The organism is Fulvivirga kasyanovii, assembly GCF_009711405.1.
GTDB lineage: Bacteria > Bacteroidota > Bacteroidia > Cytophagales > Cyclobacteriaceae > Fulvivirga > Fulvivirga kasyanovii.
Genome location: NZ_SMLW01000490.1, coordinates 1 through 13,557, shown reverse-complemented (window position 1 = coordinate 13,557; position 13,557 = coordinate 1). Strand labels below are relative to the sequence as shown.

The following is a 13,557-nucleotide window of genomic DNA, read 5'->3' as shown; positions in this document are numbered from 1 at the left end:
ATACGAGTGAAATAAGGATTCAGAAAACAAATTTGCCGATATCCTACCAGAAAAAATTAGGGGAGTTTATGAAATCTATTGGATTAAATATTGGGTGCATTGATATCATTGAAAGCAAAAATAATGAGTTTTATTTTTTGGAAGTCAATCCTGTCGGACAGATTTCGGGATACTCATTAAGAGGGAATCTGGATTTTGAAAAGAAGGTGGTAGAGGAAATGATAGTTATAGACAATGAAAAATCAAAAAAAAGAACTAATAAATGATTTAGTTATAAAGGGAATTTTGCCCATTGCATATTATAACTCAGAAATAATAGAGCTTGATCGTGATGGGACTGCCATAAGAGGTAGTAAAATGTCCATCTCGAAATATAAACAATCCACTATACAACGAGCGGCACCTGATAAGTGTATTAGTAAAATCTATGAATTATTTTAGTCTGTTCTCTAGTTGTGTATTGACTCAGGGTTTCAGAAATAGCTGCCTGGTCGATTTAGAGAGGGCCACCTATTGCTCCATTCCCAATGAATTATATCAAATAATTAAACTCAAATTTAATATAGCTTTAGATGATATCGAGCAAGGTTTTGATAAAGAGGACTTCCAGGTAATCAAAGAATACTTGTCATTTTTAGAAGATAAAAAGTTCATTTATTTTCATTTAGAAAAACAGGAATTAGCACATGATATATCTAAGGATCAATTTTCGAATTGCCATAAGATTGAAGATTTGATATTTGACTTAAAAAGTCCTGAAAGTTTCTACAAAAACATCTCCAAAATCTCGGCTGATATAGAGAAGATCCAGTTAAGGTATTTCTGCCCGGTATCAATTACGGAATTGGAAGACATGATTGAAATATTAAGGTTAAATGGCCATACTAATGTTGAGGTTATTCTGAAACATCATTCTGACAATTCGGAAAATGGCTACATTGACCTATTCCATAAGTACAAATTAATTTCGAGAGTTTGTGTTATGGATTTTTTTGAAGATAAATTTATTTTACCCAATTATATAATTGCTCTGAAACAACCTTTAGTGTCACATAAACAATGTGGTGTCATATCTGAAAAGCTATTTTACCCCAATTTAAGGACATATTTATCCTCCAAAAGCTGTAATAGTTGTTTAAGTAAAAAAGTTTCGATTGATGTAGAAGGGGAAATTAAAAACTGTCCATCTATGCAAGAAAGCTTTGGAAATATAAGAGACACATCTCTTGAGGGAGTATTAAGGCAACAAGAATTTTTGAAATTTTGGAATATTACGAAAGATGAAATAGAGGTATGTAGAGACTGTGAATTCCGGTATATATGTACCGATTGCAGAGCATATAGGGAGGATCCTTTTAATGATTACTCTAAACCGTTAAAGTGTGGCTACAATCCTTATACAAATAAATGGGAAAATTGGAGTGAAAGCCCGTTGAAACATAAGGCTATTCACTATTATGGCTTACAAGATTTCGGATAAAATAGCTCCAATTTTATAAAAACATAGTGCTGAAATGACTAACCAGTTTATCCGGTTCCGCTTGTTATTTAGGTGGGATTCAAATATAAACCGCCTGACCAAAAGGCCAGACGGCTACCAGAGAGTAGAAAAAAACCGTCTGACCGTATTCCGGTCAGGCGGTTTTGTGTTTAGGTTGTGGTCATTAACGTATTAACTTGCTTTTTTTGCAGTTTCAAACTGGTCCTCTTCGGTGCTGCCTTTCATGGCAGTGGTTGAAGAGTTGCCTTGTTGTACGATATTCTGAACAGTATCAAAATACTGGGTACCAACAAAGGCCTGGTGTTTTACAGCATTGAAACCATGCTGTTGCAATGCAAACTCTCTTTCCTGCAGCTCGGAGTAACCGGCCATACCTCTTTCTTTGTATGCCTTGGATAGCTCAAACATAGCTGTATTCAATGCGTGGAAACCTGCCAGGGTGATGAACTGGAATTTATAGCCCATTTCTGCAAGGTTTTCCCTGAACGATTCCATCTCTTTCACGCTTAGTTTGGCTGCCCAGTTGAATGAAGGAGAGCAGTTATAAGCTAGCATTTGGTCAGGGTACTTCTCCTTCACCCCTTGTGCAAATTCTCTTGCCATGCCCAAGTCAGGATTGGAAGTTTCCATCCAAAGCAGGTCAGCATAAGGTGCATAGCTTAGCGCACGGTCAATGCCTTGCTCCAGTCCGTTCTTAACATGGAAGAATCCTTCGGAGGTTTTCTGTCCGGTCAGGAACTTGTGGTCTCGGCCGTCTACATCAGAGGTGATCAGATTAGCTGCCTCTGCATCGGTGCGGGCTATGAGCAATGTAGGTGTGCCCATCACATCGGCTGCCAAACGTGCAGCAACCAGTTTATTGATCGCTTCCTGAGTGGGAACCAGTACTTTACCTCCAAGGTGTCCGCATTTTTTGGCAGACGATAGCTGATCTTCAAAGTGAACACCAGCAGCACCGGCTTCGATCATGGCCTTCATTAACTCAAAGGCATTGAGGTTCCCTCCGAAACCAGCCTCCGCATCTGCAACTATTGGTACCATCCAGTCTATATCAGATTCTCCGGTTACGCTTTGGATCTGATCTCTCCTCATCAGGGCGTTGTTGATCCTTTTTACCACATTAGGTACAGAATCTGCCGGGTAAAGGGATTGGTCCGGGTACATCTGACCGGCCAGGTTGGCATCAGCAGCCACCTGCCAGCCGCTCAGGTAAATGGCCTCAAGCCCTGCAGCAACTTCCTGTACGGCCTGGTTGCCCGTCAGGGCTCCAAGCCCGGCGGTAAAAGGCTGGGTAGTAAGCCTTTTCCAGAGCTTCTCTGCTCCCAGCCTCGCCAACGTATATTCTATATTTACTGAACCTCTTAAGCGCAATACATCTTCAGGAATGTAAGGCCTTGTTACACCTTTCCATCTTGGGTTCGACATCCAGTCGCTGTATAGGTTCTCTATTTGATCTGCGTTATTCATAATATTAAAAATTTAGGGGTTTAGTCGATTAATTGATATGCTGGTATTGTTAAAAATTCTTTGAAATCATCCGATTTTACGAGTTTGTCAAAAATGGATATGGCCTGGTCAAACCTTCCGTTTTTATAGTTTTCCTCGCCAACGTAGGCTTTGATCTTTTCAAGCTCTTCCGCTTTCAACTGCTCGTACATGTCTTCTGTAATCACCCTTCCGTCATCCAGTGTGGCGCCGTTTTTAAGCCATTGCCATACCTGGGTGCGTGAGATCTCTGCAGTAGCGGCATCTTCCATCAGGTGGTAGATGGCTGCTGCGCCGTTGCCTCTCAGCCAGCTTTCGATGTAGAGGATGCCAACATTAATATTGGTCCTCAGTCCATTTTCTGTTATGGTACCCTTGGGCACCTCCAGCAACTGCTCAGCGGTAATCATCACATCACTGCGCTTTACATGTATCTGGTTCAGCGTAGGCATATACTCGTTGAAAGCATTTTCAGCCACTTTAACCAGTCCCGGGTGCGCTACCCAGGTGCCATCATGGCCATTTCTGACCTCATTAACTTTATCGGCTCGTACTTTGTCAAGAGCAGCCTCATTGGCTTCAGGGTCTTCCTTAATCGGTACTTGCGCTGCCATACCACCCATGGCATGTACACATCGTTTATGGCAGGCCTTGATTACAGCAAGTGTGTAGGCTTTCATAAAGGGTACTCCCATGGTGATCTGCGAGCGGTCGGGCATAACAAAACCCGCTTTATTGCGAAATTTTTTAATGAATGAGAATATATAATCCCATCTGCCGCAATTGAGTCCCGCAGAGTGGTCTTTCAACTCAAAAAGGATCTCATGAAGCTCAAAGCTTGCCAGTATCGTTTCGATCAATACGGTGGCTTTGATGGTTTTTTGTGGAATACCTAAATAATCCTGAGCATAAACGAAAACGTCATTCCACAACCTGGCCTCCAGGTGGCTTTCCAGTTTTGGTAAATAGAAATAGGGACCTGAGCCATTGTTGATCAAGGTTTTGGCATTGTGAAAGAAGTACAAACCAAAATCCATCAAGCTTCCGCTAATCGGTTCGCCTTTGATCGTAATGTGCTTGTCTTCCAGGTGCCAGCCTCTTGGCCTTACAAACAAGGTGGCTACTTCGCTATTTAATGTATAAGCTTTACCCGTTTTAGGGTGTTTGTATTCAATAGTACGATTTACTGCATCCCGAAGGTTGATCTGTCCTTCAATGTTGTTTTTCCATGAAGGCGTATTGCTGTCCTCAAAGTCGGCCATGAATACCTTTGCGCCTGAGTTAAGCGCATTGATGATCATTTTCCTTTCTACCGGCCCGGTGATTTCCACACGGCGATCCAGCAAGTCTTTGGGCAGCCTGGCAACCTGCCAGTCACCTTCGCGGATGGCCTTGGTTGATTCAAGAAAATCCGGCATGACACCATTATCGATTTCTTTCTGACGCTCGACCCTTTTCTGTAAGAGTAGCTTTCTGCGTCCATTGAATTTTTCATGCAGAGTGAAAAGAAACTTCAATGCTTCCGGAGTTAGGATCTCTGCGTATGCCTCTTCAAAACCTGCGTTAAGGTGCATGGTTTCCGGTGGGCTGTAGGCTTTGGTGGTTAATTCTTCAATCATAATTACAGGGGTTTAAATCGTTGTGTCATACGAATATCAGTAAAATTTCATTAATAGCGAAATTTCGCTAAAAGAAATTTTACACAAATTTTAATTATCTTTGAAACATGGCCAATGAAAACTTTTCGCTCAAACATATTTTTGGGCTAAAAATCCGCGATTTACGCGTTGAGAAGGGACTTTCGTTTCAGGAACTAGCGCAGAAGACAGGACTTTCGATTTCTTATTTAAGTGAGATAGAAAAAGGAAAAAAATATCCGAAAGGGGACAAGATCATGCAGTTGGCGGAGGCTTTGGGTGAGTCTTACGACAACCTGGTCTCTTTAAAAGTGTCCAAAAGATTGCAGCCCGTGATCAATTTGTTGCAGTCTGATTTTTTTAAAGAATTCCCTCTGCACATATTCGGGCTGGATGCCCAAAAGATCATAGAACTTATTTCTGTGTCACCGGAAAAGATCAATGCTTTTATCAGTTCCATTTCGTTGATCTCCCGCAACTATGAGATGAACCAGGAGCATTTCTACTATGCGGCACTTCGTTCATACCAGGAGATGCATGACAATTATTTTCCTGAAATTGAAAAGGCCGTAAAAGATTTTCGTGAAGCCAATAAAAGTATTAATACCATACCGGTTACAAAAGAGCAGCTTGAGTATGTGCTCATGGAAAACTATGGCATATTCGTTGACCGTAAGGAGTTGCCGGAATTCGGTGCTTTGAGGCATTTGCGCTCTTACTATAAAGGCAAGGGGAAAAGATTGTTGCTCAATAATGAGCTGACGGATGCTCAGGAGTGCTTTCTGCTTGGTCGTGAAATAGGTTTTCAATACCTGAAGTTAAAGGAGCGACCTATGGAAACCCCACCGCAAAGGAGCTACAACTTTGAAGCTTTGCTTAACAACTATAAGGCCTCATATTTTTCCGCAGCCTTGCTTATGGATGAGGATGAGGTAGTAGCTGATGTAAGAAAGTTTGCACAGAATAAAAAGTGGGATGGAGATCAATTGCTGTCATTCATTACCAAATACAATGCTACACCCGAAATGTTGATGCAGCGCCTGACCAATATTTTACCCAAATACTTTGGGATCAAAAACCTGTTCTTTCTCAGGTTCCTTGGTACCGATGACTTTTCATCTTACGAGCTGACCAAGGAGCTTCATTTATCCAGGGCGCATAATCCGCATGCGAACAGCTTAAATGAGCACTATTGCAGGCGGTGGATCTCCATTGGCCTGATCAAGGAGCTGAGAAGTATGCACCGCCTTAAAAAGGAAGTACCCGTTATCGCCGGTGCCCAAATCTCACGATACCATGAGACTCCCAATGAGTATTTCTGCCTGACTATTGCCTTTCCGAATGTTTCCAATCCCAATGAAAGCATGAGTGTTACCATAGGCGTATATATTGACAACAACCTGCGTAAAAGGATCAAGTTTATTGATGATCCGGATATCGTAACCAAAGTGGTAAACACTACCTGCGAGCGTTGTTCACTTACGGATTGTGGTGATCGCATAGCCCCTCCTTACCATATCGGATACCAGGAAAATCAGAGAGATGTAATTGACGCATTGGACACTCTGGAAAAATGACGATGAATATTTGATGGGCTAAGCAGATGTGATAAAAAAACAGTGTCCCTTATGGAATCCGTAATATGATGGCATCATAATACTAAACATGTTTCACATTGACCTTTAGTATTATGAAAGTTATCTGTAGCGCAATCCTTCTATTCATTTCTTCATGCTTACTTGCCCAGGGTGAGGAGCAACCGGTGATTTCCAAAATATCAGAAGTTACCGTCTATCTGCGGGGTGCGCAGGTGACCCGGAGCTTTGATACCACTGTACCCTCGGGAAATACCACTTTGGTAATAGGCAATCTTCCTGTCAATATTCAGGAAAGAAGTATTCAGGTAAAAGCTTTTAATGACGGGGTAAAAGTACTGGCGGTTTCAGGCCGGCTTAACTACCTGGATGAAAAAAAGAAGTCAGAACAGATTTTAACCCTGGAAGCTAAAAGGGATAAACTGAAAGAGCAGATTGCTGACCAGGACGTGTGGCTGGAAGTATATAAGGAAGAGGAATCTTTGCTGATCAGCAACAAAGCTATTGGCGGAACGGATAACGGGGTAAATATAGATGAGCTCAAGCAAGCGGCAGAATATTACCGCTTACGTCTTGCAGAGATAAAAGGGAAGGAGCTGGAGTTGGTGAGGAAGATAAAAGGCTTGCAGGATGAGTTGGGTAAGGTAAATGCCCAGTTAAGTGAACTTAGTAATAAAAGGCCGGAGCCTGTGCGCGAAGTTTTGGTGAAGGTTTCGGCCCGAACCGCTTTAAAGTCTAAATTTATACTAACTTATTTAGTGCAGGAAGCAGGCTGGATGCCCTCTTATGATATCAGAGCTGAAAATGTGCTTAAACCCGTTGAGGTTACGTACAAGGCTAACGTACACCAGAATACCGGGAAAGATTGGGACAGGGTAAAACTTACATTTAGCAATGCTGACCCAAGCCAGAGCAGTGTTGCGCCTAACCTTTCCACCTGGTACCTGAACTTCAACAACCGTGTGGCATATAATGATTATGGAAGACAAGGGCAGATGGGAACCTATTCCGTTGCAGGTAATGAGGTTTCGGGCAGGGTAGTTGGAGAAGATGGTATGGGGCTTCCCGGTGTGAATGTGGTCATCAAAGGCACCTCCGTAGGCACTGTTACTGATATTGACGGTTACTATCAACTGCCACTGACGCAGGATGCCCAAGCCATAGTATATTCCTTTGTTGGGATGGAAAGCCAGGAAATAGGTATAGGGCAGCGCTCAGTGATTGATGTAGTGATGTATGAGGATACACAACAGTTGTCGGAAGTTGTAGTTACTGGATTAAGTGGCCGAGCGGCGGGCTATAGTTCACGTTCATCTTACGAATACAAACCAAAAGTTAAAAAGGAGATAGCAGCTACCGCTGTTATCAAACAAACAACACTGGAATTTACAGTTGACGACCCTTATACAATTAAATCAGATGGAAGAAACCAGACCGTAGATATGGTGGCTTATGAACTGCCTGCTACTTACCATTACTATGCCGTACCCAAGCTGGATACTGATGCTTTCCTGAAGGCCCAGGTAACTGACTGGGATGGCTATAATTTTCTTGCGGGGGAGGCCAATTTGTTTTTTGAAGGTAAGTTTATAGGAAAGACGGTACTGGATACACGCAATGTGAAAGACACATTAAATATTTCACTGGGTCGTGATAAAAATATAGTTATTACACGGGAAAAGGTAAATGACTTCAGTTCGGTCCAATTCATAGGAAGCAATCGCAAAGAGTTAGTGGGCTTTGAAATTAAGGTCAGAAATAAAAAGCAACAACCTATCTATATCACAATTGAAGATCAGGTACCGGTAGCCACCAATAAGGAAATAACAGTTGATTTGCTCGAATCATCAAAAGCTGAGTACAACAAAGTTACAGGTACCCTTCGCTGGAAGCTTAAGCTTGAGCCGGGTGACAACAAGCAAATGGATTTGAAGTATGAAGTGAAATATCCTAAGGATCAACGTCTGGTAATAGAGTAGTCCTAAAGCATTCATAAAAAGGTACTTATATTATGTAAGTACCTTTTTGTGCTTTTATGGTTTTTGAGGAAGTAAAATATTTTGGAGTTTGTAAGGAACACTAAAACCTGGAATATTATGAAAACCTTAGCTTACACACTACTTGTTACACTGCTGAGTTGTACATTTTTCGCCTGCGACGATGACCATCCGCTACCTCCTGACGGAGAACCTCCCTGTGGCCCTTTGGTAGACCCGAAGATAACAGCCGCAGTTCTTGAAAATCATTTAATCGGTTTTGGATTGAGGGATGTTGATCGTATTTTGGATGATTACACTGAATCATCTATTCTGGTGACTCCCGAAGGAGTATTTATTGGATTAAATGAGATAGAAGCCTACTATGAAAACCTGCTCCCTGCCTTTCCGGTAGATGGTACAGTTTTCGAAATTGACATCCAGCATGTGGAGGAAGACATAGCCTATATTGTCTGGCACGCCGAGACCCCAGCCTTAAGCGTACCACTGGGTTCCGACTCATTTGTAGTCCAGAATGGCAAAATAATGAGACAGACATTTGTGGCTCAGATTCAGCCAAAGTAATGGCTCAATGAATTTAGTTTAGTGATCAGATGACTTCGAAGTCATCCGATCACTAAATTCTGAAGCCTCATCTCTCCATCAAAAACCCCTTCAACTCCTCAAACTCACCCCCCATTTCAATACTCTTTTTCTGTTTATCCATATACCGGGCCAGCCTTTCGGGTACATCAACATTCCCGATGACTTCGTCTACTACATCCTTGAATTTTGCAGGATGCGCAGTTTCGAGAAAAATACCTGTTGCCTGATGATCCTTTAAGTAGTTTTTTAGCCCCAGGTAACCTACTGCTCCATGAGGGTCGAGCGTATAGCCTGTGTTTTTATAGACCTCTTTCATGGCTGCTCGTGTTTCCTCATCATTGAAGCTGAAGCCTTTTATTTCTTTTGTTATTTTATTCCAATCACCCTGGTAAAGGTCAAGCATCCGGTAAAAGTTGCTCGGGTTACCCACATCCATCGCATTGGAGATGGTCTGCTTTGATGCGGTGGGATTAAACCTACCACAGGTCAGATAATTGGGCACGACATCATTGATATTGGATGAGGCCACAAAACCTTTGATATCCAGTCCCATCTTTTTGGCTAGTAGTCCGGCCGTAAGGTTTCCATAATTACCACTGGGTACTGAAAATACCAGGTCTTTGTCCGGTAGTTGGGCCTTGGCCCAGAAGTAGTAGAAGGACTGCGGAATTAACCGGGCAATGTTAATTGAGTTTGCAGAAGTAAGCTGCATCTTTTCATTTAACCCCTTATCCAAAAAGGCGCTCTTTACCATGCGCTGGCAGTCATCAAATGTGCCGTCAATTTCCAGAGCAGTGATGTTTTGTCCTAAAGTAGTGAGCTGCTGTTCCTGTAGCTTGCTTACTTTGCCTTTGGGGTAGAGGATGACTACATCTACATTTTCAACTCCTAAAAAGCCATGGGCAACAGCGCTGCCTGTATCGCCTGAAGTTGCCACCAGAACAGTCACTTTTTTGGCCTCGCTACCTGAGAAGTTGCTCAGGCAACGAGCCAGAAACCTGGCTCCGACATCTTTAAACGCCAGAGTAGGTCCATGGAACAGCTCCAGTGCATAGATGTCTTTTTCTACTTCATGTACCGGAATTTCAAAGCCCATCGTATCTTCTATAAGATCATACAAAGCAGAGCCGGGAATATCTTCGTCCACAAAAGATTCGGCAACGTTGTATCCAATTTCGGCCAAGCTGAGTGTAGACAGGCTGCTGAAAAATGATTTGGGAAGCTCCGGTATTTGCTCAGGCATAAACAGGCCATTATCATCGGGTAAACCTTTGATTACAGCTTCTCTAAAGCTTACGGGTTGGGTTTTATGATTAGTGCTATAGTATTGCATTAGTGTATCTTTAGTATTGAGATATTAGTATTGGGTATTGAGAGTTAACATCTCATAGCTTTAAAATTATGTTTAAACCTTTTCGGCCAGTTTGTTGATCGTTTTGGCTCCTTCGGCGTTGATACCTGAAACATAGACTTTATGATCAATGCCGAGGTCAGTATAATATTCATCAAAAGCCCGGGCCACTTTCTCAGCCGTAGCTTTGCCCTCGGTGAGCGCAAAGATAGACGGACCTGAGCCTGAAATATTGCAGCCGAGTGCCCCTGAAACAATCGCCTGATGCTTAGCTTCCGCATACCCGGGGATCAGCACGGAGCGGATAGGTTCAACGATATGATCTTCCAGTGACCTTCCGATCAGGTCAAAATCTCCGCTGGCCAGTCCGGCCACAAGCCCTGCTACATTGCCCCACTGGCTGATGGCCATTTCCAAGGCCACTTCCCTTTTCAGAATGCGCTTGGAGTCTGCTGTTTTCACTTCAATTTGAGGGTGAACTACTGCGACATAAAGCTCTTTAGGGTACGGAATGCTGACCACATCCAATGGCCCATAACTGCGGACAAGTGTAAAGCCACCAAGCAATGAAGGTGTTACATTGTCTGCATGAGCTTTACCTGAGGTGGCCCTTTCACCTTCCATAGCAAAACGTACCAGCTCTTTTTTGCTGAAAGGACTGCCCAATAGTTCATTGGCAGCATAAGCGGCGGCGGCTGAGCTGGATGCACTCGAACCCAGGCCACTACCTGGCATTACGCGTTTCCTGATCACGATCTCGAATCCTTGTTGAGAATCTAATTCTTTAAGCAGCGCCTTAATGGCCACCCCTGCTACATTTAAGTCCGGATCAGTTGGCAGGTTTTCATACTCCTCTATCGGGTGAATTTTAATGGCACTATCATCCCTTAAGCTTACTTCCAATTCGTCTCCAATACCCTCCAGAGCCAGACCGAAAATATCGAACCCGGGCCCAACATTGGCAACAGTGGCCGGAGCAAATACTTTTATTTTCTTTTCCATGGCATAAACATTAATTGGCGTTAGCGATTCTCATTATATCAGCAAATATCCCGGAGGCAGTTACTTCTGCCCCGGCACCGGCACCTTTGATAACCAGCGGCTGTTCGGGGTATCGTTTGGTAGTGAAAAGCACGATGTTATCCTTTCCTTCCAGGTTATAAAAAGGGTGCGATTTTTCTACAAAACGCAAACCTGTTTCAGCCTTTCCTTTATTGTAAGAGGCCACATATTTTATCTTCTTCCCTTCCTTCTCTGCCTTTTTTACCAATTGCTGAAATACTTCTTCGTGCTCTTCCAGTTTTTCGAAAAACTTATCGATAGAAGGGGCATTCATGCAGTCTTCCGGGATGAAAGCCTGAGCAGGAATATCATCTATTTCCATATCCAGGCCGCTTTCACGGATCAGGATCAGTATCTTACGTTTCACATCCACTCCGCTTAGGTCAATGCGTGGGTCGGGCTCTGTGTACCCTTCAGTTTGAGCCTGCCTCACTATGTCAGCAAACTTTACTTCTTTATTGAAATTGTTGAATATGAAATTCAGGCTTCCTGATAGTACGGCTTCTATTTTTAGAACCTCATCACCACTTTTGATCAAGTCGTTAAGTGTGTTGATTACCGGAAGGCCTGCTCCAACGTTGGTTTCGAAGAGGAATTTGGCTTTGTAGAGTAGTGCAGTCTTTTTTAGTTCCAGATAGTCCTGATAGGAATTCGTACAGGCAATTTTATTAGGAGTAACTACTGATATACTCTTTTGAAGAACCCTTTTGTAAAGACCGGCAATATCGGCGTTGGCAGTATTGTCAATAAATATACTATTACGCAGATTTAGTGTCTCCATTTGTTGCAGGAAGTCTTCAACTTTCATGGTCTCACCATCTTCTATCAGGCTTTCTTTCCAGTTTTTTAGATTGATACCTTCTTCCTGGAACAGCATTTTTTTGCTATTAGCCATAGCTACTATTCTCAGGTCAATGTGGTGGTGCTGGCTGAGATACTGCTTTTGCTTGCGCAACTGCTCTATCAGCGCGGCCCCAACATTTCCTACCCCTATCATGAAAAGGTTGATACGCCTTTTTTCAGATAAAAAGAAACTCTCATGCAAGCTGTTCAGCGCCTTCTTTACCTCCCGCTCATAGATTACGACCGAAATGTTTTTTTCTGAAGAGCCTTGTGCTATGGCTTTGATGTTAATGCCATTTTGTCCCAATACGCTGAACATGGTGCCGCTCACACCCACTTTTTCCTTCATGTTAGAACCTACCAGGGCTATTATGGCCAGATCTTTTTCTATTTGCACCGGATTGATCTTATGAGTTGTCAATTCATAGGCAAATTCATTTTCAATGGCCGCTTGTGACTTCTTCGCGTCCCCGGCATCTATTCCCACACATATGGTATGCTCAGATGAAGCCTGGGTGATCATGACCACATTTACCTTTGCGGTAGACAAGGCCCTGAATAAGCGGTGAGAAAAATTGGGTATGCCTACCATGCCGCTGCCCGACAGGTTAAACAAGGCAATATTCTGTATGGAAGACAATCCCTTAATCAGGCTCCCATTGGTAGCTGATGCCTGCTTGATCACTGTGCCCGCATCATCTTTTTTAAATGTATTTTTTATGTGTATTGGGATATTCTTTTCCAGTACAGGCTGAATGGTAGGAGGGTATATCACCTTTGCTCCAAAATGTGACAGCTCCATGGCCTCTTCGTAGGAAATCTCCTCAATGGCATAGGCAGAAGAAACTAACCTTGGGTCAGCGGTCATCATGCCGCTTACATCAGTCCATATTTCCAATTCAGGAGAGTTCAGGGCGGCGGCTATTATGGCTGCAGTATAGTCAGAGCCACCACGCCCCAGTGTAGTAATTTCGCCATCTTCTGATGCTGCAATAAAACCAGGGCAGACGATCAGTTTTTCCTTTACATTTTTGAAGTAAGATGCGATTTTGATATTAGTCTTTTCAAAATTCACCTCCGCACGGCTATAGTTGCTATCGGTGACTATAAAATCCCTTGGATCAGCCAAAAAAGTGTTGAGCTCCATATCATTAAAGTAGTCGGCTATAATGGTAGAAGACAACCTTTCTCCAAAGCTCAGGATCTTATCGCTTGTTTTGGCTGTGAGTTCATGGATAAGAAACACCCCCCTGCAGATATCCTCCAGCTCGTTGAGCAATATCTTTACCTTCCCCATTGTTTTGCTCTGCTTTTTCAATGGGATGAGCTCCTGGACTGTTTTAATGTGTTTTTGCTCTACCTGGGCGAGTTCTTTTAGGTACTCAGCATTGCCCGTGGCAGCCATCGCACTACAGTTAACCAATTGTGTGGTAATGCCTCCCAAAGCAGATACAACCGCAATGATCTGGTTGGAAGAAGATTTTTCGAAGATTACATTCTT

9 protein-coding genes and 1 pseudogene are annotated in these 13,557 nt (G+C 42.9%); 5 read left to right on the top strand and 5 right to left on the bottom strand.

What is annotated here, in order from left to right; genetic code table 11:
* Both E1163_RS09505 and gwsS read left to right on the top strand, forming a co-directional pair.
* A pseudogene (locus tag E1163_RS09505) lies at positions 1-266 on the top strand (hypothetical protein); the annotation flags it as partial.
* Positions 267-427: 161 nt separating this feature from the next.
* Positions 428-1,480, top strand: a complete 1,053-nt coding sequence (gwsS, locus tag E1163_RS09500) for a grasp-with-spasm system SPASM domain peptide maturase (RefSeq protein WP_155171204.1) — start codon at positions 428-430, stop codon at positions 1,478-1,480.
* Positions 1,481-1,672: 192 nt separating this feature from the next.
* Here the strand turns inward: gwsS and aceA are convergent, their stop codons facing one another.
* Both aceA and aceB read right to left on the bottom strand, forming a co-directional pair.
* On the bottom strand, positions 1,673-2,968 hold the full coding sequence (aceA, locus tag E1163_RS09495) for an isocitrate lyase (RefSeq protein WP_155171203.1): 1,296 nt from the start codon (positions 2,966-2,968) through the stop codon (positions 1,673-1,675).
* A 20-nt stretch (positions 2,969-2,988) separates the two neighbouring features.
* Positions 2,989-4,605 carry a malate synthase A gene (gene aceB / locus E1163_RS09490; RefSeq protein WP_155171202.1) on the bottom strand — a complete coding sequence of 539 codons (1,617 nt, stop codon included), beginning with the start codon at positions 4,603-4,605 and terminating at the stop codon, positions 2,989-2,991.
* 107 nt (positions 4,606-4,712) lie between these two features.
* Between aceB and E1163_RS09485 the strand changes: the two genes are divergently transcribed.
* The 3 genes from E1163_RS09485 to E1163_RS09475 all read left to right on the top strand — a co-directional run bounded on the left by E1163_RS09485 (position 4,713) and on the right by E1163_RS09475 (position 8,779).
* Positions 4,713-6,200: a helix-turn-helix domain-containing protein gene (locus E1163_RS09485; protein WP_155171201.1), complete on the top strand. Its 1,488-nt coding sequence runs from the start codon at positions 4,713-4,715 to the stop codon at positions 6,198-6,200.
* A gap of 113 nt (positions 6,201-6,313) precedes the next feature.
* Complete coding sequence (locus E1163_RS09480) at positions 6,314-8,197, top strand: DUF4139 domain-containing protein (protein WP_155171200.1); 1,884 nt, start codon at positions 6,314-6,316, stop codon at positions 8,195-8,197.
* 117 nt (positions 8,198-8,314) lie between these two features.
* Positions 8,315-8,779 (top strand): nuclear transport factor 2 family protein, encoded by a 465-nt coding sequence (locus E1163_RS09475; protein ID WP_155171199.1) that lies wholly within the window; start codon positions 8,315-8,317, stop codon positions 8,777-8,779.
* 67 nt (positions 8,780-8,846) lie between these two features.
* Here the strand turns inward: E1163_RS09475 and thrC are convergent, their stop codons facing one another.
* The 3 genes from thrC to thrA form a co-directional block, all read right to left on the bottom strand.
* Complete coding sequence (gene thrC, locus E1163_RS09470; protein ID WP_155171198.1) at positions 8,847-10,133, bottom strand: threonine synthase; 1,287 nt, start codon at positions 10,131-10,133, stop codon at positions 8,847-8,849.
* A 72-nt stretch (positions 10,134-10,205) separates the two neighbouring features.
* Positions 10,206-11,153 (bottom strand): homoserine kinase, encoded by a 948-nt coding sequence (locus tag E1163_RS09465; protein ID WP_155171197.1) that lies wholly within the window; start codon positions 11,151-11,153, stop codon positions 10,206-10,208.
* Between the two features lie 10 nt (positions 11,154-11,163).
* On the bottom strand, positions 11,164-13,557 hold a 2,394-nt coding region (gene thrA, locus E1163_RS09460), incomplete at its 5' end, for a bifunctional aspartate kinase/homoserine dehydrogenase I (protein ID WP_155171196.1).